We start from the raw sequence: 24060 nt of genomic DNA on the forward strand, positions 1-24060 counted from the left end.
ATCGGCATTGAAGTAGTTGGTGACGGTGATGCGATCAGTGCTGCCAACCAGGCTGAGGATCAGGTTGGTGCCGGAGCGGGTAGCCCGTCAGTGTGTCGTTGCCGGCGGTATTGAGCAGGGCCAGTTCCTTGACCTGGGCGACGTCCCACACGCTGCCATCGATGAAGCGGATTTCCTCCAGCTTATAGCTGCTGGTGCCATCGGCATTGAAGTAGTTGGTGACGGTGATGCGATCAGTGCTGCCAACCAGGCTGAGGATCAGGTTGGTGCCGGAGCGGGTAGCGACGATGTCACTGGCCGTGATGCCGGCGCCGAACTCGATGGCATCGACCTTGCCGGTGCTGGCGTCGTTGTTGTTGAGGCTGTCCTGGCCCCAGCCACGCGCGAAACGGTAGGTATCGCTACCGCCTTCGCCGCTCAGGAGGTCGTTGCCAGTGCCGCCGTCGAGAACATCATTGCCGTCGCCACCATAGAGCGAGTCATTGCCTGCTCCCGCCAGCAGCAGGTCATTTCCGCTGTTGCCGTACAGGCGATCATTGCCGTCGCCGCCATCCAGGAAATCGGCACCGTCGTTACCGGTCAGGGTGTCGTTGCCGGCTTCGCCAAACAGGAAGTCGGAGCCGGAGCCTCCTACCAGGTTGCTATTGGCGATGGTGTCGAAGACCACATTGCTGGCCGCGCCCAGTTGCGCTTTCAGCGCCTCGACCTGGGCTGCATCCAACTGGCGGACCCAGTCGCCGGCAATGGCGATTTCATTGGCCGCCCAGCCCGCAGTACCTGCAATGGCCGAGCCGAACTCGAGCACGTCGACAATCGCCTTCACCGGGGAGTGGGCGTGGGTCTGGGCGAACTTGTCGAGGGCTGCAGTGAAGTCCAGGGTCAGCGTGTCCTGGGTCAGTACCAGGGATACGGCGTCCAGATAGGGCTTCAGACGGGTCTGCAGCAGCAGGCCGTTGTAGACCGAATCCAGCAGGGCCTGGTAGGCCGCACGGATGTGTTTCTCCTGGTTCGGGCCGAAGGAGAAGTCCTCCTCCGTAAGGTAGAAGGTCGAACCAAACGCCAGCGAGCCCCCGGCACTGCCGGATCGCGATTGCACCCCCGCGACGTACGAGAGGTTGATCTTTCCATCCTTGTCGTCATCGGTAACAGGCTTGAAGTCGAAGAAGTACTGGCCGTTGAACACCTCCAACACACGCACCATCTCCAGCAGCTCTTTCTTGCGGAGCTGGTCGGCGGTGGGCGAGGTGTCCTGGCCGGTACCTACGGGAATGCCGTTGGTCCCGCCGCTGACGTTCGAGCCACCGCCGCTGGAACCTGCCGCAAAGCCTTTCTTCTTCACTTCCCAGGAGTAGTCGAACTCGATCTTGTAGGTCTTGCCTTCGGCCAGGTCCGAGATGCGTTCATCGAAGGTGCGGAAGCTGGCGCTATCGGCCCAGGCCCGGACCAGTTGATCCAGCAGCACCTGCTGGCCCACCCGGGTATCGGCCTGGGAGTAGGTGGCAAGCGCGTTGCTCAGGGAGTTGCTGCTGGCCGCAGCCTCACGCAGATCGCGTACGGCACCTGCGCCGCGCATATCGGCCACCCCTGCCAGGTTGGCCGGAATCTCGATCGAGTCGGCGAACTCGCGATAGAAGGGGTTGTTCTCGAAATAGACATCACCCGACACGCCGTTGCCACCGCCATGGGCAGCATCCCATTTGAAGGTGCCGAAACCGTCGATATGGTTGTCGTTGCCCAGGGCCTGCTTCTTGCCATCCGAGCCGGTGGCGATGCTTTCGATGCCCAAGTCCTGCAAGGTGAACAGCTCGCCAGACTGGCTGATACCGTCACCGTTCAAGTCGCGCCAGACGCGCAGATCACCCCATACCGCGTCGTTGGCATCCAGCTTGCCGTCCGCATTGCCGTCCACGGCCTGCATCGCGGCGAAGCCATCCTTGGCCTTGGTGCCATCGGCCAGCAGGGTGTTCTCGCCGAACAGCTCATGGCCATTGTCGATGGAGCCGTTGTGGTTGCGATCCAGCACGAGCAAGCCGTCGTCCGGCTTTACCCAGCCGGAGCCGTGCTTGTTGCCATCGCCATCATGGTCGAACAGCGTCTGGCCCTCGGCGCCATAGGTTTCGATACCGTCGCCGTCCAGGTCCAGAATCATGGGGGAGGCGGTTTTCAGGGCTGAGTCAAAGTTGGTGTTGACCTCCTTGTCCATCTGCTCGATTTCAAACGCGCTCCTGTTCTTCCACCACCAGACGGGCCCGACGGCATCCTGCGGGATGTCATCGGCCACACCGGCCTTGTTGAAGAATTTCAGCAGCAGCTTGGCGGGTTTGGAGGCTGCCCCGCCACCTGCGGCTTCCAGCCCTTCGTCCAGGGCCTCCAGCGCATCGTGCGCCTCACCGGTACTCATGCCGACGGTATTGCCGTTGACCACCTCATCCTTGGTGTTGATCTCGATGCGACGGCCCTGGTCGTTCTCGACCACAACGACGTCACCATCCCTTCCTACGTATCGCCACATTGCCTCGTCTCCTTGACTAGAAATATCCAACCCACCAGTGGCTCGAATGAGCCGCTGGTCATTTCCAAAACACTCATCCTGATGGGGGCGAGGCGACAGTCATCCGCACAGCTCGGCAAGCCGCGTGATCCATGGAACGTTGAAGTTTCTACCGAGCGGAACAGAACACCCCTGGTACCCCGGGGCTCCACACAGCGGACAGGAGCGCCAATGGGCGCTCCTGTCGTTATCGCTGATGCAGGTCAGGCCCAGTTCGCGGCGATCACTACCTCCAGCTGCGCCTTCTGCTCTGGCGTCAGGTGGGAGCTGCCGCCCGCAGGCGGTGCGAAGGCCGCCATGGCGTTGACCAGGTTCTGGACCTGGCTGTCGAGCAGGGTCTTGCCGTCACCGGACTTGATGGTCTCGATGTGGTTCGAAGTGCTCGAGTACCAGTTATTGATGGTGACCTTGTCGGTGGAATCGCGCAGTGTCAGCTCCAGGTTGCTGCCGTTGCGTTGGAGCCAGATGTCGTTGGCGGAAATGTCCTGGCCGAAGAGAAGGGTGTCGTTGCCATCTGCATCGGCTACCAGGTCCTGGCCATCGCCTTTGGCAAACAAGTAGGTGTCATTACCGTAGCCGCCATTGAGGCTGTCGTTGCCTTCTCCTCCATCGAGAATGTCGTCACCGGCAGCGCCGTTCAGTACGTCGTTGCCTGCCAKGCCYTTGAAGTGCRCGGCATCGTTGCCATAGGGCGCGAAGCCATCGTTACCGGCTGTGCCCGCAACCCCGAGTTCCATTTCCAGGCTGCTGATGGTGCGGCTGCTGCCATCGGCGAACTCGACCTTTTCAACCCGGAGGTACGGATTGCTGTACCAGCCGGCGAGCGTGATGCTGTCGGTGGCGCTGTAGTGCAGGATGAGGTTTCTGCCTTCGCGGCTCATGCGCATGCCGGCGACATCGATACCTTCGCCGAAGCGAATGATGTCGGTGTAGAGATAGTTGTCGGCGGTGTTTACATAGGTCTCGGCCAGKGTGTCCTGGCCATCACCGAGGCTGAAGACRTAGGTGTCACCGCCGTCATGACCGTCGAGGGTGTCGTTGCCCTTGCCGCCGATGAGTACGTCATCGCCGTAGCCGCCGAAGATGGAGTCGTTGCCCGCGCCACCGAGCAGGGTGTCATTACCGGCGCCCCCATTGATGCTGTCGTTGTCGTCACCGCCATCGAGGATGTCGTCACCGGCRGCRCCGTTCAGTRYGTCGTTGCCTGCCATGCCYTTGAAGTGCATGGGATCGTTGCCATAGATCCCGAAGCCGTCGTCACCGGGTGTGCCAGTGACCCCAAGCTCCATTTCCAGGCTGTTGATGGTGCGGCTGCTGCCATCGGCGAACTCGACCTTCTCGATCCGCAYATACGGATTGGTGTACCAGTTRGTRAGCGTGATGCTGTCGGAGGCGCTGTAGTGCAGGGTGAGGTCCCTGCCTTCGCGGCTCATGCGCATGCCGGCGACATCGATACCTTCGTTGAAGCGAATGACGTCGGTGTAGAGATAGTTGTCGCTGCCGTTTGCAAAGGTCTCGGCCAGGGTGTCGTGACCATCACCGAGGCTGAAGGCATAGGTATCACTGCCGTCAAAGCCGTTGAGGGTGTCATTACCCTTGCCGCCGATGATGGTGTCATCGCCGTAGCCGCCGAGGATGGAATCGTTGCCACCCAGCCCAAGTATGTAGTCGTTGCTTAGCGTACCGATCAGCGCGTCATTGGAAACACTACCCAGCTGAGTGTGCTGAGCGTTGACGTGGGATAGTTGATTACGAAGTCTATTGAGTTCTTCAGCGGACAACTGCTCTGCTAATGCAGGAATGAAAGACGCTTTAAGTAAGTCTGTCGATTTCTTGTCTGTCCAGATTCGGGAGAAATCCAATGCATCGCTAATGGCTATGAATGGACTGTCATTCGCCGTAGCTGCGAACAGTGCGTGCATCCGATCGTAGTCAAGCTCGAACCCAGTGGTCGTGAGTTTGAGGTCAATCGTATCTACATATGGTTTCAAACGAGTCTGCAGGACCAGGCCGTCATAGATGGACTGCTTGAGGCTCTCATAGGCCTGGTTAAGCAAGCTGGCCTGGCCAGCGTTGAAGCCTAGGTGGTTCTCATCAATTACAACACTGGGTTGGGCCGTGCTGTAGGTGCTATTACTGCTGGCGGTACCTACACCAAGCGACAGCGTCAGACTATCGGTGCCTGAGCCAACCTTGCCAAACTTGAGGATGTTCTGCGCATTGAACACTTCGAGCGCTTTCACACGCTCAAGAAGCTTCTGGGTGCTCTGCTGTGCTTTGGTCGGTTGAGCACCGTTGGCCTCCCAGGAGTACTGGAAACGCACATCGGTGGTGCCGTCATCCAGCGCGTCGATGCGTTCATCGAAGGTCTTGTAGTCGGCGCTCTTGGCCCATTCGGCGATCAGTTGATCCAGCAGGCCCATCTGTTCTTCGCGGGTCTGCGCCTGGGAATAGGTAGCCAGCAGAGTCTTGAGTTCGGCATTGAGCATCGAGGCTTCGCGCAGGTCACGGACCGCACCGGAACCTTTCATGTCCGGCAGGGCCTTGGCCGTGTCGTCCAGCGCAATGTGGTCGGTGAATTCGCGATAGAAGGGGTTGCTGACCAGGTCCAGGTTGGCGGCCAGGCTCTGGTTGGCGTTGACGGTGCCTTCACTGCCATCGCCACGAACGAAGCTGCCGACGGCGCTGATCAGGTTGCCGTTGGAGTTGTGGTTGCTCGCCGTCGAATCCAGGTTGATGGCGACGATGTTGTGTTCGACCAGGGTCTTGAGCTCGCCTGCCTGGGCGATGCCGTCCTGGTTGGCGTCCTGCCAGATCTTCACATTGGCGAATTGGGCATCCTGGGCATCGAAGACGCCATCGCCGTTGCTGTCGAAGTCCTTGAGCGCATCGAAGCCATTGCTGGCTTTCTGGCCGTTGGCCTTGACGGTGTCGACGCCGAACAGCTCGCCGCCATTGTCGATCTTGCCATTGCCATTGCGGTCCAGCACGAGGAAGCCATCATCACCCTTGACCCAGCCGGTACCGGTCTTCAGGCCATCGCCATCGAAGTCGAAGGTGATGCCTGCATTGGCGCCGACGGTTTCGATGCCGTCGCCGTCTAGGTCGAGACTGAGGGGATCACGGCGTTCGACGAAGGCGTTGGCTTCATTGAAGTGTTGGTTGGTGGCCACACTAATTTGTGAGCCTGCATCGGTGCCATTGATGGCTGCATCAATTTGAGCCTGCCTATTCTTCAGGGCAGAGAAAGCGTTTCCTGCTAGACCACTTGAGACAAAACCATCTTCTTCAGGATCGAACATGTCAGCTGGATCCCAGTAGAAATCTTCCAGCTCGCCCTTAAATTCGATGAGACCGCCAAGGAAGCTGATAGATGCTTCGCCGGAGAATTTGAAGGCGCGATTGCCATCTTCATCAATACCTGTGCTCACGGTTAACTCACTGGAATACTCAGTTCCCCCAATGACTTTTCCAGATAGGCCAATAAACATGGAGTCGTAAACGATATTATTGTTTGCGTCTATCGTTCCCTTGTTTCCGAAATGAAGCGTTGCCAGTCCGCCACGAATCGGAACGTTAACCTGTTCGGTGTATTTGCCTGTCGCGGGATCGTAGCTGATGCCGAATATGCCAATATCGCCGCTGATCTTTGCTATTCCATTAGCGTCAACTTCAATTGTTGCGCTGTGATTATTGCCTTCGGCTGTTACGGATAGCGTGCCGTCGCCATTGTTTTCGATATTCAAATTACCTGACATTTTGAATTCCTTTTAATGCTCTGATAGTTCTGCAGCTTGTTATGGCGCGCGATTGTTTTGTGAGGGGGCGTAATGATCACCGCTCCCCCAAACTCTCATTCTGGTATTCCTTCAACGGACTCAGGAAATAATCGATCACCTTTCTCTTGTCCGTCTTCACCTCCGCCCGCACGGCCATGCCGGGGGAGAGTTCGATGCGGTTGTCGCCGACCTGGATGCTGTTTTCCTTGAGCAGGATGCGGGTGCTGTAGACCAGGCCGCGTTTTTCGTCGTCGATGGCGTCGTTGGAGATGCTTTGCACGGTGCCGTGCACCACGCCGTATTTGGTGAAGGTGAAGGTCTCGACCTTGATCTCCACTTCCTGGCCGGGGTGGACGAAGCCGATGTCCTTGTTTTCCAGCATCGCTTCCACTTCCACTGGCTGGTCGCTAGGGACGATGACCATCAGTGGCTGGGCTTCGGTGACCACGCCGCCGTTGGTGTGGATGGCCAGTTGCTGCACGGTGCCGTCCACCGGGGCGGTGAGGCGCATCAGGCGGTCGCGCTGTTCGGCCTTCTTCAGCTCCTGGGCGAGGGAGGCGGCGCGTTGTTCGGATTCGTGCTGCAGGTCGAGCATGGCGCGGCGGGTCTGGGCCAGTACGGTGTTGCGCTGGCGTTCGGCGGCGCTGCGGGCGGCGGTGAGTTCGATGACGCGGGCCTGCTGGATGGCCAGTTCACGCTCCTGGTCGAGGCGTGCCTGCTCCTTCTCCAGGTAGGCGTGCTTGGCCACGTAGGCCTTGTCCAGCAGGCGCTTGTAGTCGGCGGAGAGCTGGCGGGTGATGGGCAGGGATTCCTCCAGCTTGGCCACCCAGGCCTTGGCCGCCTGGATTTCGGCGACGCGCTGGTCGATCTCCGAGTCGGCCTGGTCGAGGGTGCTGCGCAGTTCCAGGTATTGGCCCTGCAACCAGCGTTGGGCGGCCAGTTGTTGCTCGGGGCTGGCCTCGGGGATCAGCGCGGCGAGGGAGGTGGGTTCGCCGCCGTCCTGGATGGCGTCGAGCAGGGCGCGGGCGCGGGCGCTGTCCACCTGGGCGGCGAGCAGGTCGCTCTTCAGGCGGTCGACGTCGGCGCCGGTGATCTGCGCGTCGAGGTCCACCAGCAGGTCGCCGGCCTTGACCTTCTGCCCGTCGTAGACGTGGATCGCCTTGACCACCGCCACCTCGCTGGGCTGGATGATCTTGGTCTTGCCGCTGGGCACGATCTTGCCGGTGGCGGTGGCCACCACGTCGATCTCGCCGACGCAGGCCCAGATCAGCGCGAGCACGGCGAAGGCCATGATCGCCCCCTGGATATAGCGCGGCGCCGGGTGCGGCGGCTGCTCCTGCAGGGCCAGGGCGGCGGGGAGGAATTGCACCTCATGGCTCAGGCGCTGCGGGGCGTCCATGGCCTTGCGGTGGCGCCAGGCGTGACGCCAGGCACTGCGGTAGCGGTTGATCAGTTCGCGTTTTGCGCTCATGGCCTGGGCATCCGTGCGTGGGGGGCGAGGCTCGCCCCGGCCCTCTCCCGGCGGGGGAGGGCGTGGTTCGGTTCGGTCCGGGTTGGCATGCGTCTCAGCCCTGTTGCAGGCGGTGCAGACGCGAGTAGTGGCCGGCTTGGTGGGTCAGCAGTTCGGCATGGGTGCCTTGCTCGACGATCTGCCCGCGGTCCATCACCACGATGCGGTTGGCATCGCGTACGGCGGAGAGGCGGTGGGCGATGATGATCACCGTGCGGCCTCGGCAGATGTCCTTCATGTTCTGCTGGATGATGCGTTCGGACTCGTAGTCCAGCGCGCTGGTGGCCTCGTCGAAGATGAGGATGCGCGGGTTGCCGATCAGCGCCCGGGCGATGGCCACGCGCTGGCGTTGGCCGCCGGAGAGCGAGGCGCCGTGCTCGCCTACCACCGTGTCGTAGCCCTCGGGCAGTTCGAGGATGAACTCGTGGGCGCCGGCCAGCTTGGCCGCCTGCATCACCACCTCGATGGGTGCGCCCGGGTCGGTGAGGGCGATGTTCTCGCGGATGCTGCGGGCGAACAGCATGTTGTCCTGCAGCACCACGCCTATCTGCCGGCGCAGCGAGGACACATCCGCCAGCGCCAGGTCCATGCCGTCCACCAGCACCCGGCCGCGCTCGGGCGTGTAGAGGCGTTGCAGCAGGCGGGTGAGGGTGCTCTTACCGGAGCCGGAGCGCCCGACCACGCCGATCACCTCGCCGGCCTGGATGCTCAGGCTCACCCCGCGCAGCACCTCGGAGCCGTCCGGGCGGTAGCGGAAGTGCACCTGGTCGAACTCGACGTTGCCGCGGATCGGCGGCAGGGCGCTGCGTGCTGCCTGGGACAGCTCGGTGCGGGTGTTGAGGATGTCCCCCAGGCGCTGCACCGAGACGCCGGTCTGCTGGAAGTTGGTCCACAGCTGGGCCAGGCGCATGATCGGCTGCGACACGCGCCCGGCGAGCATGTTGAAGGCGATCAGCTGGCCGACGCTGAGGTCGCCGTCGATCACCAGCCGCGCGCCCAGCCACAGGGTCGCCACGGTCACCAGCTTGCCCACCAGCCCCACGCCCTCGTTGGCGATGGTCGACAGGGTCTGGGTCTTGAAGCTCGCCGCCACGTAGCCGGCCAGCTGGTTGTCCCACTTGCGGTTGATCTGCGGTTCCACCGCCATCGCCTTGAGGGTGTCGATGCCATTGACGGTTTCCACCAGGAAGGCCTGGTTCTCCGCGCCCCGGGCGAAGCTCTCGTTGATGCGGGCGCGCAGCACCGGGGTGATGATCAGCGAAATGAAGAAGTACAGCGGCAGCGACAGCAGCACCACCAGCGTCAGCCAGCCGCTGTAGAAGAACATCACGGCGATGAACACCACCGAGAACAGCACGTCCAGCACCAGGGTGATGGCGTTGCCGGTGAGGAAGCTGCGGATGTTCTCCAGCTCGCGCACCCGTGCCACCGAGTCGCCCACCCGGCGCGCCTGGAAGTAGGCCAGCGGCAGGGTCACCAGGTGACGGAACAGCCGGGAGCCCAGCTCCACGTCTATGCGGCTGGCGGTGTGGGCGAACACGTAGCTGCGCAGGCCCGACAGAGCCGTCTCGAACAGCATGATGCCGAGCAAGCCGATGGCGATCACATCCAGGGTCGACAGGCCGCGGTGCACCAGCACCTTGTCCATCACCACCTGGAAGAACAGCGGCGTCAGCAGCGCGAAGATCTGCAGCACGAAGGACACCAGCAGCACTTCGCCCAGCAGCTTGCGGTATTTGACGATGGCGGGGATGAACCAGGTGAAGTCGAACTTCGCCAGCTCGCCGGCCAGGGAGGCCTCGGAGCGGATCAGGATCAGCTCGCCGCCCCAGCGCTCGGCCAGGGCCTCGAACTCCAGCACTTCCGGGCGCTGGGCGCGCGGGTCGTGGATCAGCGCCTTGCCGTCGTCCAGCCGCGCGATGATGAAGAAGCCACCCTCGCGGTCACAGGCGATCGCCGGCAGCGGCGTGCGTTCCAGGCGGGCGATGGTGCTGCGGGCGGGGCGTGCCTTGAGGCCGAGCTTCTTGGCGGCGAGCAGCAGCTCGGCCTTGCCGAATGGGCGGCCGTCTTCGGCGAATTCGTGGGCGAGTTGTTCGGGGGAAGCGGCGACGTTATGGAAACGCGCGAGCATGACCAGGCACGCGAGGCCCGCGTCGAGCCCTTGCCCTGGCTCGTTAGGGGTGCTGTCCTGCATCAGGATTCCGTCCTTGGTGGTGGCATAGCGCCATTCAATGCGCGCGTCATTCTGCCAATACCCGCTCAGGCCGCAAAGCCGGCAGTTGATGAGCGGTTCTCATTCCTGATGGCGAAAGTGCGCAAGGCCCGGTTTTGACCGGTCGGATGGGTTCGCCGGGCGATCTTCCCGGGCGAAACGGGCACAACTAGCTACATTTTCCTCAAGCAGCCGCAGCGCTGCGCATTACGGGTCAGCGGTCGCCAGGGAATCGACGACGCGTTGGCCGCCCGTTTCCGGGTCTCGCGCATTCAATTCAGGGAAGGCCGATGAACGCCACCGCCAGCATCGACGAACGCAGTTTCCGCCGTATCCTCGCCCGCAACGTGGCCCTGCCGATTGGTGTCGGCGTGCTCGGCGCCACGCTATTCATCGCCCTGATCGGCTACCTGCTCTACGTGCTCAGCTGGGTCGAGCACACCGATGTCGTCATGGGCAAGGCCAACGAGGGCTTCCGTTACACGCTGGACCGCGAGTCCAGCCTGCGCGGCTTCCTGATCGCCGGGGAGGACGTGTTCCTCGACCCCTTCGAGGACGCCGGGCCGCGCCTGGATTCGCGCATGGCGGAGCTGACCGAGCTGGTCAAGGACAACCCCATCCAGGTGGAGAAGATCCGTCGCATCGAGTCGATGCAGGAACAATGGGCCCGCTTCGCCAACCAGATGATCGAGCAGCGCCGTGCCGGCCAGGACATCACCGCCGCCGTCCGCGAGAAGCGTGGCAAGCAACTGGTGGATGGCATCCGCCAGACCTTTGCCGAGTTCATAGCCGCCGAGCAGCAACTGCGTCATGACCGCAACGAGCGGGCCAGCAACACGGCGATCTTCACCATCGCGGCCTACCTGCTGTTCAGCCTGTCTTTCAGCGGCTTGCTGGCGTACTTCGGGCGGCGCGAGCTGCTGGGCCTTTCCAGTACCTACGGCGCGACGCTGGAACGGCAGATCGCCGATAACCAGAAGCTGCAGCAGCAGGCCTGGCTGCGCGAAGGGCAGTCGCGCCTGGCGGAGTGCATCATCGGCCAGCAATCGTCCACCAGCATCGGTCGCGCGGTGCTGGATTTCCTCGCTCAGTACCTCGGCATGGTGGTGGGGGCGCTCTATGTGCGCCAGGAGGATGGCGAGCTGCGCCGCGTGGCGGATTACGGCTTTTCCCCCGAGGAACAGGCCCGCGACCAGGCCTTCGCCGATGGCGCGGGGATGGTCGGGCAGGTGGCGGTCGAGCGCCGTACCCGGGTGCTGGAGGGACTCGCGCCGAGCTACCTCAAGGTCAACTCCGGGTTGGGCAGTGACGAGCCGGTTTCAGTGCTGCTCGCGCCCACCGCCACCGAGGGCAGCGTCAACGGCATCGTCGAGCTGGGCTTCCTGCGGGCGCTGGATGAGCGTGACCAGGCCTTCCTCGATGCCATAGGCGGCAGCCTAGGCGCCTCCCTCGAGGCGGCGCGCTACCGCCAGCGCCTGCACGACATCCTCACCGAGACCCAGCAGCTCAACGAAGAGCTGCAGGTGCAGCAGGAGGAGCTGCGCACCGCCAACGAAGAGCTGGAAGACCAGTCGCGGGTGATCCGCGAATCCCAGGCCAGCCTGGAGACCCAGCAGGCGGAGCTGGAACAGACCAATGAGCAGCTCAACGAGAAGACCCTGCGCCTGCAGGAGCAGCGCGACACCCTGGACGAGCGCAACCACGCCCTCGACCAGGCGCGCAAGGAGCTGCAGCGGCGTGCCGACGAGCTGGAGCGGGCCAGCCGCTACAAGTCCGAATTCCTCGCCAACATGTCCCACGAGCTGCGCACGCCGCTGAACAGTTCGTTGATCCTCTCCAAGCTGCTGTCGGAGAACCGCAAGGGCAACCTCGACGAGCAGCAGGTGAAATACGCCCAGCTGATCTACTCCTCCGGCAATGACCTGCTGCGCCTGATCAACGACATCCTCGACATCGCCAAGGTCGAGGCCGGGCGCCTGGAAATCCGTCCCGAGCAGACCGAGCTGGCGCGCCTGGTGGAGGGCCTGGAGAACCTCTTCCGGCCGCAGGCGGCGGAGAAGTCGCTGGTCTTCGAGGTGCAGGTGGAAGCCGCCGCGCCCAGGCAGTTCTTCAGCGACAGCCAGCGGGTGGAGCAGATCCTCAAGAACCTGCTCTCCAACGCCTTCAAGTTCACCCAGGAGGGCAGCGTGCGCCTGCGTGTGCGGCCCGCCGACAATGGCATCGCCTTCGATGTCGCCGACACCGGCATCGGCATCAGCGAGGAACAGCGCGGCTTCATCTTCGAGGCCTTCCGCCAGGCCGACGGCACCACCAACCGGCGCTTCGGCGGCACCGGCCTGGGCCTGTCCATCTCGCGCAACCTGGCAGAGATGCTCGGCGGCACCATCGAAGTCAGCAGCGAGCCGGGGCAGGGCAGCCTGTTCACCCTCTGGCTGCCGGAAAACTACCTGGCCAAGGAAACCGCGCCAGTTCCCGCCCAGCCCGAACCCCTGCCCGAGCCGCCGCGCCTGGGCGACGAGAAGCCGGAGGCGCCGAGCTTCCCCGACGACCGCGAGCTGCCCCACCGGGGCGGGCGCTGCGTGCTGGTGATCGAGGACGAACCCAAGTTCGCGCAGATCCTCTACGACCTGGCCCACGAGCTCGGCTACCGCTGCCTGGTGGCCCACAGCGCCAGCGAGGGCCTGCGCCTGGCCGGCGAGCACGGGCCGGATGCGGTGCTCCTCGACATGCGCCTGCCGGACGACTCCGGCCTCTCGGTGCTGCAACGGCTCAAGGAGAGCTCGCGCACCCGGCACATCCCGGTGCACATCGTCTCCACCGACGACCGCACCGAGCCGGCGCTGCACCTGGGCGCCATCGGCTACGCGCAGAAGCCCACCACCCGCGAGCTGCTGGTGGACGTCTTCTCGCGCCTGGAGGCCAAGCTCACGCAGAAGGTCAAGCGCGTGCTGGTGGTCGAAGGGGATGCTTCCCAGCGCGACAGCATCGCCCGCCTGGTGGGTGACGAGGACATCCAGGTGGTCACCGCCGAGCGCGGCCAGGAAGCCCTGGAGCAACTGCGCGAGACCCAGTTCGATTGCATGATCATCGACCTCAAGCTGCCCGACATGCACGGCAACGAGCTGCTCAAGCGCATGGCCACCGAAGACCTCGGCGCCTTCCCGCCGGTGATCGTCTACACCTCGCGCAACCTCACCCGCGACGAGGAGGAGGACCTGCTCAAGCACTCGCGCTCGATCATCATCAAGGGCGCGCGCTCGCCCGAACGGCTGCTGGACGAGGTCACGCTGTTCCTGCACAAGGTCGAGTCGTCCCTCTCCAGCGACCGCCAGCGCATGCTGCAGACCGCGCGCAACCGCGACAAGGTGTTCGAGAAGCGCAAGGTGCTGGTGGTGGACGACGACGTGCGCAACATCTTCGCCCTGATCAGCGCGCTGGACGAGAAGGGCGCCCAGGTGGTGACCGCGCGCAACGGCCAGGAGGCCATCGAGAAGCTGGACGAAAACCCCGACATCGACCTGGTGCTGATGGACGTGATGATGCCGGTGATGGACGGCTTCGAAGCCACCCGGCGCATCCGCGAGGAGCCGCGCTGGGCCAAGTTGCCGATCATCGCCGTCACCGCCAAGGCGATGAAGGACGACCAGGAGCAATGCATGCGCGCCGGCGCCAGCGACTACCTGGCCAAGCCCATCGACCTGGAGCGCCTGTTCTCGCTGATTCGCGTGTGGCTGCCGAAGCTAGAGCGTTTCTGAAGCAGGGCGCGGCGAGGGTCGCCGCGCCGCTATTCAGTTGCGCAGTTCACGGAGCTCGCTTGTCAGGGTGTCCAGGCGCAGCAGGCGCCCGGTGCAGTCGAACAGCCGCCAGTCGTGCTCCAGGGAGCGGCTCTGCAGGGGCGTATCGGACGGCCAGTCCAGCTCCGCGCAGGTCTTCAGGGTGCGCGGGTTGACCAGCCGCCAGTGCGTCATCTCCGTATCCGTCGCTGTGCCGAGGAGCAGCCAGCCGTCGGCCAGCGTGATGAGCGTCTTGTCGACCTGGTCCGCGCTGACGTCCGGCAGGGCGATCTCGCGGCTGCCGCCGTGGGTGTGTATCAGCAGGCTCTGCTCGCCCGCCTCGTTGCCGCGGAACCAGATTTCCAGCAACCCGCCGTCCGGGTTGGGGACGTAGAACCCTCCTTCATGGCGGGACGGCAGCACCTCGTAGCGATGGGTCAGGCGCCGCGTCGGCAGCGCGTAGCGCCAGAGCTCGGTGCCGCCGCGGCCATCCTCCACCAGCCATTGCTCGAAGCCGGCGCAACCCTGGAAGGCGAGCAATTGCCCCGGCAGGTCGCTGACGTGCCAGACCACGGCGAAGGCCCGGTCGACATCCACCACGCGCACGCTGCGGCTGTTGCCGATGGTCCAGGAGGTGCCGTCGAATTCATGGGCGTGGAAGTCCATCGCCAGCACGCCGAGGTCGGTGGCCTTGCGGCTGACCAGGTCGAGCTTGGTGATGCGCCAGACCTGGTCGCGCCGGGCCAGCGCCAGGGCCGCGCGGCGGTTGCGGGCGAGGACGATGCGGTGGCCGGGCTCGGCGAAGCGGAACAGCGTTCGGCCCAGGTCGTCGAGCACCGCCAGACCGGCTTCACCCAGGGCCACCAGGGTGCGTCCCTCGGCCAGGGGCGCGGCGTCGAGGATGGCCCGTTGGCCGGCCGGCGGGGCCTGCCACTGCAGCGGCGGGTTCTGCTGCAGTAATGGCGAGGCGTCCTGTTCCGGCAGTCCCTTGGGCGGCAGATCGGCTTGCAGCAGCTTGTCCTGGCTGAGGGTGAGCAGGCTCTGCAGGTCGCGCCGCGACAGGTTGACCCGGCTCCGGGCGTGGTCTTCCAACAGGGGCGGCAGTACCAGCCGCGTCAGTCGTTGCAGCTGTTCGTTGCTGCGGGCGCGGGGCACGGTGCCGACCCGGTTCAGCGCCTGGGCCAGGGCCAGGCGCTCGCCGGCCAGCGTCGGGTCGTCACGCAGCGACTTCAGCCGTGCCGCGTAGGCATCCAGGGTGTCGGGCAGCAGCACGGCGCGCTTCACCAGCGCCTCGGCACTGAGGCCGCCGCCGGCTTCCTCGGCACACAGCAGCCACTGGGCGGCCAGCGCCTGCTTGTCCGGCAGCGGCCAGATGACGTCCACGGCTTCCAGCCAGTCGCCCCGGGCCACCAGCATCTCGGCCCAGTCCTGGCGCAGGCGCTGCGCGGCCTGGGGCCACTTCTTCTCCAGCATCTCCACGGCATTGGCGAAGGCGTTGTCGCGGCGCGCCACCTGCAGCGCGGTGCGCCAGTCGCCGGCCAGGCAGTGCAGGCGCACGATGCTGTCGGCCGGCATGTCCCAGGCCAGCGCCAGGTCGGCGGCCTGGCGGAAGCGCAGGTGGCGCTCCAGGTAGTCCAGGGCTTCCTGGCGAGCCTTGAGCAGCTCGGCGAGGATGAACACCGCCTCGTCGATGCGCCCCTCGCGGTCGAGCTTCTCGAAGTGCTGGCGATAGAGCGTGCGCAGGTGCGCTTCGAGGTCCTCGCCCAGGGAGATGGCGGTGCCCGGGCCCGTGCGCTTGCCGAGGTCGAGATCGTCACGCCGCGTCGGCGTGCCGAAGGCCTGGCCCAGGTTGCCCTGCTCGCCGCCCAGGGGCAGCGCGTGGCGCAGGGCTTCGGCGATGTCGCCTTCCTCGAACATCTTCAGCATGCGCCGCATGTAGGCACTCTGGCGGCGGTTGAGCAGCTCGCTGAACTTCGAGGTGATGGCCAGGGAGGTGACGAAGCGCCGCCAGGCGCTCGGCCCGCGTGGAGCCTGGGTGGCGCGGGACTTGATGGGCGGGGCGGCAGGGGCCTTGGCCGGTACCTGCGCCGCCGCTTGAGCAGGCGCCGAGGGCTGGGCGGTCCAGCCTTGCGGGTCGCCCTTGAAGAAGCGTCGCAGCGCGGCGAAGAACAGCATCGCGATAAGCACCGCAAGGGTGACCAGGATGACGATCAGGATGGTGTCCGAACCGTCGCTTGGTGCTTCCACCACCGGTGCCGCGTTGAGGGTGGGCGGCGGGAGGTTCGTTGGTTGCCTCATCGCATCGCGGATGAAGTTGCCCACCATCATGATGGCGAACAACGACAGCCAGAAGGCCCAGCTGGCGCTGATCCCCGACTTGCCGGAGGCGGCGCGTGAGGGGGCCTTGCGCGGGGTAGGTCGGCTGGCGGTGCCTTGGCCGGCGGCGGCCTGTTGCTGCAGCAGCGACTTGAGGAAGGCGTCGCGCTCCGGGCTTGGCGGCTTGACCTTGCCATCGAGGATGGCGTGGATGTCCTTGATTGGCGGCAGCACCTCCAGCATCGGCGGCGGCAGGATGGCACGGCAATCGTAGGTGTCCAGCAGCGGGTAGCCGTCGAGGGCGATATGCTCTTCCAGGGCCAGGCGCCGGGCATCGACCAGGCGCAGCGCCTGCACCCGGCCGCCACGCACCAGCCAGAGATCGGCTGCCGGCAGCGTTGCGCGCTCTTCGGCGGTCAGTTCCGCAGAGCACAGGCCTCCATTCTTCAGCGCCAGCAGCGGCCAGCCGACCAGGCCGTCGCAGTCCATGGGGCGGGCGCTGGCGAAACGCAGCAGGTCGCCGTCGGCGAAGCGCCAGGCGCTGGCGTCGGCGTGCCAGTGGTGCAGCAGCAACGCCGTGCGTTCCTCGGCGCCCAGCCAGTCGGCCGGCAGCCAGAGCCCGGCCACCTTGTGGCGGCCCTTGAGCAGCGGCTGGCGAACCTGCGCATCCGGCGCGTTCATGGCTGGGCTCCTTGCTCATCGGCCAGGGTGCATTGGGCGCGCAGGCGCACCACTCGGTGCTGGCTGCAATACACCACCAGCTCGCGGGCGTGGGTAAGGATTGCTACCAGGCCGCTGGCGGGGCATACGCTGAGGCGGGCGATGGGATCGGGGGAATCGAAGAACCTGCAATGGGTGCTGCCGTCGTACAGGCTCAGGCCCTTGCGGTCGCTGCTCATCAGCAACAGCGACAGGGCCTGGGTTTCGCGATCGGCTACCAGGCCTTGGGCGCTCCAGCCGCCGGGCACATCGAGTGTCCAGTCCTCCGCGCCTTCGCCCTGAAGCCCCTTGGGGCGGCAGAGCCGCCATTGTTCATGGGGAGTGGCATCCATCAGCAGGGCACAGGCGGGCAGGGAGTACGAATTGGCGACGCGGGCGATGAAGGCCTTGCAGGTGCCGCCGGCCTCACCGATGCGCAGGCGAACATTGGTCCGGTGGCTCGACAGCATTTCCTGCAGGACGACGCTCTGGTCGCGCTTGTACAGGTAGTAGAGCCGGCCGTCCTCGAAGCTGGCCATGGCCAGCACATCGGAGTCCAGCCGATGCAGGGGCGGCGGTTCGTGGCTCGCGGCCTGCTTGTCGCGGTTCCAGTACAGCAGGTGCCCGGCGGCATCCAGCAGGTACAGGCGCTGGCCGTTGTGATTGCTGTTCACCAGGGCCAGCGGCAGCAGGTTGGCGGTGCCCGGTGGGGCTTTGAGCTCTTCCAGAGGCGGACGCTTGATGGCGCCGAAGCCCTGCAACTGCCAGAAACGCAAGTAGGCGCCGGTGTCCACGATGGCGCCGAGGCTCTTGCCCTGGAAGGCCATGGCCAGCGGCTGGTTGCCGGCGGGCCAGTTCTGCCGGCGCACCTTGGTGACGATGTTCTTTTTGCCGTGGGGCGGTGGCAGCTTGAACACCAGCGCGCCCTTTTGGTCGAGTAGCGTCAGCGCCACCATCTGCCCGGAACGGGCGATCACCGGCGGCAGGGTCAGGGCCACTCGCGGGGCGTGCAGCACCCCAGGTTGGGCGAGTGCCTGTGGCCCGGGCAGGGTCATCAGGCCGAACTGCCCGCTCAGCAGGCGCTTGCCGATGGCCGGGGGGGGCAGCGGCAGGTCGAGGCTGCGACGGCTGCGGGCCTGTTGCAGGGTGACCTCCAGCGCCTTGCCATCGAGGTGGGTGGTGATCTGCAGCCCGTGGCTGATGCCCGCGTCTTCGGCCGTACCGCCGATCAGCCAGCGCTCGTCCGGCTCCGTCGGCAGCGCGTCGACCATGGCCTGCCAGGTTTGCCAGTGGGCGGGTTCGGCAGCCGTCCAGCTGCGTGCCTCGAGCACCCGGTTGAGGTCGGCGGGGCCTTGCAGGCCCTCATGCCAGGCCGGGCGTTGGAGGATGCCCCAGCGCAGCTCGCCGTCGGCTTCCCGCGCGCGGCGGGCGAGGAGGATCAGCATCGCCAGGTGGGCCAGGCGCGGTGAGCCCAGTTGCCGGGGGCCGGCGTCGAACAGGGCGACGATCAGCCGACTGCTGTGCCGTGCGCGCTGCTGGGGAGCGAGGAACAGGTGCTCGCCGCCGGCCGCGCGGCGGAGGAACTCATCGGGGATCTCGTCGGCCAGCAGCCACTCGCTAGAGAGCAGCCGCTCATAGGGGCCGCGTCGTTGCAGGTCACCCAGACCATCGGGTTCGGGCGGGCCGTTGGGTGTGCGCTCGCGGAAGGGGCCAACCAGGGCTTGCAGGCGGCCGAGCATCGCGGCGAGTTGTTCGGCGAGTTCCGGGGCCACGCCTTCCAGCAGGGGGTGCCAGGGCTTCAGGGCGTCGGGCAATTGCATGGTCAGCGTTCCTGCCAGTGGTCGAGGATGCGCGCCAGGTGGCCCTCGGAGAGCGGCAGCTGGCGGTCCAGCGGCACCGCCCTGGCCGGCGTGGGCCAGAGCAGCAGGGGAGCGCGGCCGTGGCGCCGGGTGAGGGCGCGGGCGAGTAGGTCCAGCGGCGCATCGGGGCTCAGCCGGGTCGGCAACCAGAGTTCGGGGGCCAGCTCGCACGGGGCGGCGTAGTCGATGCCGTCCACCCAGGGCAGGGCCGCGGGCTCGCCGATCACCACCAGCAGGTCATCGCTGGCGGTGGCGTGCAGGCTCGCCAGCTGTTCGTCGGGCAGGGCTGACAGGCGCGCATGCAGGCGCCTGGCGGCTTCGCCCCAGGCCACGGCGGCACGGGGTTCCAGGGCCTGGGCGCGGGGTTGCCAGCGCCAGGCCTGCTTCAGGGGGCTCATGCGGGTGTGGCGAGGCGGGCGACCAGGCGCTCACGCAGCTCGGCCAGCATCGGCGGCAGGGCGTCGGCGAGGAAGTTGGCGTCGATCTCCCGCAGCACCGCTTCCACGCTCGCGCCCTGGGCGTCGTCCAGGCAGGCGCGGGCTTCTTCGGCCAGGCGGCTGACCCGCGACAGCGGTTGCAGGGTGGCTTCTTCCACGGCGTTGAACAGGTTGTCGTTGCTGGCATGGGCGAACAGCTCGCGCAGCACCTCGCGGCCGTGCTGTTGCGTCTCCTGGGTCGGCAGCACATAGAGCAGCGGCCAGAGGTCGGCCTCGGTGGCGTGCAGGCGCCCGCCGAGCAGCGCGGCGGCGGCGATCAGGCGCTGGGACTTGACGATGCGCCGGTCCGAGAGCTGCACGCCGGCCTGGCGCAGGCGGCGGATGGCATCGGCCAGGGCCGGGCGCGCGGCGTCCAGGTTCACCGTTTTCATGGCGCGACCGAGGGTGTCGAGGTAGCCCAGGTTGTGCTGCCCGACGATGGGCGTCTGCTCGGCCTGCCAGCCGCCGGCGAGCATGGCTTCGAGCTGGTGGTCCGGCACCGCTTCGACGAACAGGTGCAGCAGGAAGCGGTCGCCGAAGGCGGCCAGGGCCTCGTCCTCGGGCAGGCCGTTGGCGGCGCCGACGCAGACCCGCAGCGGGCAGTCGAGCTGGGTGTGGCCACGGCGGAAGCGGCGCTCGTTGAGCACGCCGAGCAGGGTGTTGAGGATGGCGGTGGAGCCGAGGAACACCTCGTCGAGGAAGGCGATGTCGGCTTCCGGCAGCATGCCGCTGACGTCGGTTTCCACGGTGCCTTCGCGCAGCTTGCGCAGGTCCACCGGGCCGAACAGTTCCGACGGTTCGGTGAAGCGCCCCAGCAGGTATTCGAAATAGCGCCCGCCCATGGCCTGGGCGACGCGGCGCACCACGGCGCTCTTGGCGGTGCCGGGGGGGCCGACCACCAGCAGGTGCTCCTGGGCCACGGCGGCAAGGACGATGAGTTCGGCGAGCTGGTTGCGGCCGATAAGGCCGGTGGTGGCGGTGCGGATGGCGTCCCTGATGTGCCGGGCGGCCTCGTGGATATCGTTCAAGACTGCTTCTTCCCTGTGAGCGAGGTGCGGATTTTCCGGGAAAAGCAGGCGCTGTCAAAGCGCTATTACGGCAGTTCGTCGGCTGGCGCACATCCCGGCCCGGCTCCGTGTGGAGCCGGGCCGGGCGGCTCAGTCGATGGTGGGAGAGGCCAGGCGCACGCCGCGCGGCGGCTTGGCCAGGTAGCTCCACAGGGCATTGGCGATGGCGTTGTGGTTGAGGCCGTCGCCGAACAGCTGCTGGCCGATGCACAGGCCGAGCTGGCGGTAGCTCTCGAACTGGGCCTCGTCGAAGAACTGGTCGGCGGTGCTCTGGTTGGGGAACACCGGGTTGGCGCGGGCGTAGTTGAACACGTCCACCGGCAGCGACTCGATCAGCCGCGGCTTGAGCAGGAGGATGCGGCTGGTGAGGGTGCGCGGTGCCTCGGCATCGTCGCGCTCGCCGCTGCTGAAGACGTTGAGCAGCATGGCGCAACGACGATCGCCGGCGGCCGGTGGCTGGCGGAAGCCATCGAGGCTGGAGAACACCTGGGACAGCAGCGGGTGGTCGAGCACGTCGCTGTCTTCCTCGATCTCCAGGGCGTGGTCGATGCGCGACAGGCGGATGAGGTTGGCCAGGTCGTCGAAGCGGTAGTCCGGGTCGCAGCCGCAGTCGCACATGACGATCAGCTCGATGTCCCGCTGCGGGCGCACCAGCTCGTAGGTGGCGGTGTTCTCGAAGTGCCCGCCGTCGGTGAGGTAGAGCTTGTCGCGACGATGGCCGTGGAAGTGCGCGGTGAGTTCGTAGAACAGGTAGGTCTGCGCCGGCAGCCAGCGCGACAGGCGCTCGGAGTTTTTCGACGGGCCGGCCTGGCGTGGCGGGAAGTTGCTCTGCCACCAGGTGCCCAGGCGCACGTTGGCCAGGCCCAGGGCCAGGGAAGTGCCGAGGCTGGTGGCTCGGCCCAGGCCGGTGCTGAAGGCGGCGCCGGAGGTGGCCACCCACTGGCCGAGGGACAGCGGCTGGTTGATCTCGCCCTTGCCGCTGGGCGGGATGCGCACCTTGCGTTCGCCATCGAGGATGAAGCTCACCGCTTCGGCGTCCGGGTTGCCCGGGGCGTACCAGTAGGGCGCCACGCACAGCGGCTTGCCCTTGCGGTCGCGCTGCACCAGTTGCTCGGAGGGGTCCACGGTGAGGTTCATGGTGACGTTGATCAGGTGCAGCGGGCCGGCGGTGCGGGTGCGGTAGTAGGCGTCCAGGGCGATGTCGTCGCGGGACAGGGTCTGCGCCACGCTCATGCGCTTGCGGCTCTGCCGGCTGGGCACGTCGAAGCGCTGGCCGTTGGAGGCGCCGAGGTAGGCACGGGTCAGGCGCGCGGCGTAGAAGGCCTGCAGGGTGGAGAGGTTGATGAAGCCGATGAACCGTCCGGAGACCCAGGCCAGCAGGGCGGCGACCACCGCCAGGCCGATGAGGCGCTGCAGGGCGAAGGGCGGCATGGCGTCCGGGCCGGGCACCTGGCCGTTCCAGGCCACCCACTGCACCAGCAGGCCCCAGACCAGGGCGATGCACACCAGCATGACGGTGCCGGCGACCAGCGCGATGACATCCAGCGGCAGCTTGCTCAGCCAGCTGGGCAGCGGCTTGTCGTCGGAGGAGCGGGCCAGGTGGCGGGCGATCCAGGCCAGCGCCGGCAGCAGCGCGGCGGGGGCGGAGGCTTGCCAGTAGCCCTGGGCGAGCACCAGGTAGAGCTCCTGGGCCAGCTGGTGGAGCAGCGCCAGGGCCAGCAGGGCGGCGGTGAAGGTGATGGACTGACTCAGGGCGCGGGTCACCCGCAGGCGGTAGTTGCGCACGTTGTCGGCGTCGAGGCCGGCGTCATCGGGGGTCTGCTTGTGGTCCTGGGTGAACACCAGCGCGGCGCACCAGAGCAGCCCCAGCACGGTGACGATGATCACCAGCCACAGCAGGATCTCCACCGGGTTGGTGGTGTCGGGCGTCTCCCTCTGCAGGTAGATGGCCAGGCCGCCCATGACGATGATGATCACCACGGCGCACAGGGTTGCCCAGTTGGCCAGGGCTGGGGGTTCGTCCTGGCTCTTGCGCGAGTAGATCAGCCAGTAGGCGAGCATCAGCGGCGCCACGCTGAGCAGCGTCACCACGCCGGGCACCAGCAGCAGGCTGCCGCAGAAGGGGCTGCCTGGCCAGAAGTGGCAGACGGCGCCCTGGGTGAGGGCGATCAGGGCCAGCACCAGCAGCATCGGCATGCCGATCACGTACTGCACCGAAAGCCAGTTGCGCCAGGTCATCGCCAGGGCGTAGATCAGGTCGCCGGCGCCGGTGGGGGTCAGGTAGCGGCCGTTCTCCCGCAGCCAGGCGGTGGGGCCGTCACCCACCGGGGCGGCCTGGTAGTTATCGGAGGAATGGATGCGCCCCGGCGGCTGGTAGCGCATCACCCGGTAGGCGTCGAGGGCGGCCTGGCGGGCCTTTTCCTGCTCGTCGCCATTGACCGGGCGCAGGCGCTCGGGCTGGAACAGGCTGGAGAAGAACGAGCCCATGTAGCCGCCGCCGCTGACGGTAGAGAGGTAGTCGAAGCGGGGCAGCAGGCGGGCGCGGGGATCGTCTTCGCTGTTCTTCGGCTGGCGGTTGGCGCCGGGGTCGACGGGCGCGCGGGCCAGGGCCTGGAGCACGCCGAAGCAGAAGGTGGCGCTGCGGATGCCGCCGCCGGAGAGGGCGACGGCCCAAGGGCGGCGCGGCGACTCGTTGTCGGTGTCGAGGCCGAGGGCCTTGCGGCGCCAGGTGATCCGGTCCTGTTCCGCCTTGTACTGGTCTTCCATCCGCCGCTCCCTGGTCGCTGTTGGTCTTCGCTGAAGTCCGCCTAGTAAAGCAGGAGTCGGGCCGATTGCCATTACGGCAAGCGGGCGGCAGGGGCCTGCCGCCTCCGGCAAGCCCTGGCCTCGCCGGAGGCGCGTAGTCGGCTGCAAGCCGCGCCCGGCGTGGGTTTTCAAGCGGTTGAAGGCAAAGGTTTTTGTCGCCGGGTGCCGGTGTGGCGGGGCAGGGCTGGCACGGCCATTGCTCCCCAGGCCCTGTGCTTGAAATTCCGTATGGCAGCACACGCCGGCTTGGTGCAGTTGCAAGCCCCAGCCCTCCAACCCCGGCAGCGGTCCGCCGGGCAAGGCCAAAAGGAAACCCCATGAAGATCAACGCAGGAGTGAACGACTGGTATTCCTACATCAGGCAGTCCAACGCTATGAAAGACCCCTCGATCTCCGCCCTCGACAAGTCCGTCCAGGTCCAGGAGGAGAACGCTTCCCGCTACCAGGACAGGGTGTCCATTTCCGAGGAGGCCAAGAGCCTCCTCAACCAGGTCGATGGAGGTGACCCTAGCCTCGCCGACGATCCGTTGAACGGGGTGGCGCCTGGGGCGACCTACAGCCCCGCCAGCCTGCAATCGCCTGCCACCGCCAGCGAGCTGGGAGCCCAGGCTGCCGCTCGCGATGGGGTGGCCGCCGACTCATCGGGCCCGCCCTGGCGCGTCCTCTCCACCGGGCAGTCCCTGACCGCCACCAGTCCGGCCGAGGCTGAGGCGCGTATCGACGAGGTCACCCGCCAACGCGTCGCCCTCTATCAGAAGGCCATGGAGGCCGGTGCCAGTGACGAGGAGATCGGGCGGCAGATGGCGGCCTTCAACGCGGCGTTGCCGGATGACTACAAGGCCCTTGCCGGCAAGACCGAAGACCCCGCCGCTGCGCTGCGGGTGATGACCGAAGGCGCGGGGCTGGCGGTCAGCCAGGACCCCGACGCGCGGCTGAGGTCGCTGGGCATGCAGGTGGGCTGATGTTCAGTGGGTTCCCGCGCTCGCGGGGGCCCACTGAAAAGCCCCGCAGGT

12 protein-coding genes are annotated in these 24060 nt (G+C 66.2%); 2 read left to right on the forward strand and 10 right to left on the reverse strand.

Going from position 1 to position 24060, the window contains the following annotated elements; translation table 11 throughout:
• The 5 genes from RTW82_RS32180 to RTW82_RS14565 form a co-directional block, all read right to left on the reverse strand.
• A partial coding sequence (locus RTW82_RS32180) for a calcium-binding protein (RefSeq protein WP_410478803.1) occupies positions 1–63 on the reverse strand: 63 nt, incomplete at its 3' end.
• Positions 35–2512 (reverse strand): calcium-binding protein, encoded by a 2478-nt coding sequence (locus RTW82_RS14550; RefSeq protein ID WP_316925507.1) that lies wholly within the window; start codon positions 2510–2512, stop codon positions 35–37. The genes RTW82_RS32180 and RTW82_RS14550, both read right to left, overlap by 29 nt.
• 242 nt (positions 2513–2754) lie before the next feature.
• Complete coding sequence (locus RTW82_RS14555) at positions 2755–6309, reverse strand: calcium-binding protein (RefSeq protein ID WP_316925508.1); 3555 nt, start codon at positions 6307–6309, stop codon at positions 2755–2757.
• Positions 6310–6385: 76 nt separating this feature from the next.
• A complete protein-coding gene (locus RTW82_RS14560) occupies positions 6386–7801 on the reverse strand; it encodes an HlyD family type I secretion periplasmic adaptor subunit (RefSeq protein WP_316925509.1) in 1416 nt (471 codons plus the stop codon).
• A 94-nt stretch (positions 7802–7895) separates the two neighbouring features.
• Positions 7896–10034, reverse strand: a complete 2139-nt coding sequence (locus RTW82_RS14565) for a type I secretion system permease/ATPase (RefSeq protein WP_316925510.1) — start codon at positions 10032–10034, stop codon at positions 7896–7898.
• Between the two features lie 308 nt (positions 10035–10342).
• Here RTW82_RS14565 and RTW82_RS14570 point away from each other — a divergent pair, with 308 nt between their 5' ends.
• Entirely contained in the window at positions 10343–13807 is a 3465-nt protein-coding gene (locus RTW82_RS14570; protein WP_316925511.1) for a response regulator, read from the forward strand.
• Positions 13808–13840: 33 nt separating this feature from the next.
• Here RTW82_RS14570 and RTW82_RS14575 read toward each other — a convergent pair whose 3' ends face one another.
• From RTW82_RS14575 to RTW82_RS14595, 5 genes are all read right to left on the reverse strand, one after another.
• Positions 13841–16822, reverse strand: a complete 2982-nt coding sequence (locus RTW82_RS14575) for a bpX6 domain-containing protein (RefSeq protein WP_316925512.1) — start codon at positions 16820–16822, stop codon at positions 13841–13843.
• Positions 16819–18660, reverse strand: a complete 1842-nt coding sequence (locus RTW82_RS14580; protein WP_316925513.1) for a hypothetical protein — start codon at positions 18658–18660, stop codon at positions 16819–16821. The genes RTW82_RS14575 and RTW82_RS14580 overlap by 4 nt, the downstream gene beginning before the upstream one ends.
• 2 nt (positions 18661–18662) lie before the next feature.
• Positions 18663–19097, reverse strand: coding sequence for a hypothetical protein (locus RTW82_RS14585; RefSeq protein ID WP_043242908.1), 435 nt, complete (start codon positions 19095–19097; stop codon positions 18663–18665).
• A complete protein-coding gene (locus RTW82_RS14590) occupies positions 19094–20203 on the reverse strand; it encodes an AAA family ATPase (protein WP_316925514.1) in 1110 nt (369 codons plus the stop codon). Before RTW82_RS14590 ends, RTW82_RS14585 begins: the two co-directional genes overlap by 4 nt.
• Before the next feature lie 129 nt (positions 20204–20332).
• Positions 20333–23008 (reverse strand): hypothetical protein, encoded by a 2676-nt coding sequence (locus tag RTW82_RS14595; RefSeq protein WP_316925515.1) that lies wholly within the window; start codon positions 23006–23008, stop codon positions 20333–20335.
• Positions 23009–23364: 356 nt separating this feature from the next.
• On the opposite strand from RTW82_RS14595, the gene RTW82_RS14600 reads away from it, so the two are divergent.
• Positions 23365–24009 carry a hypothetical protein gene (locus tag RTW82_RS14600; protein ID WP_316925516.1) on the forward strand — a complete coding sequence of 215 codons (645 nt, stop codon included), beginning with the start codon at positions 23365–23367 and terminating at the stop codon, positions 24007–24009.
• Positions 24010–24060: the final 51 nt, after the last annotated feature.

Origin of the sequence: Pseudomonas sp. zfem005, assembly GCF_032621735.1 — a bacterium.
Classification (GTDB): domain Bacteria; phylum Pseudomonadota; class Gammaproteobacteria; order Pseudomonadales; family Pseudomonadaceae; genus Metapseudomonas; species Metapseudomonas solani.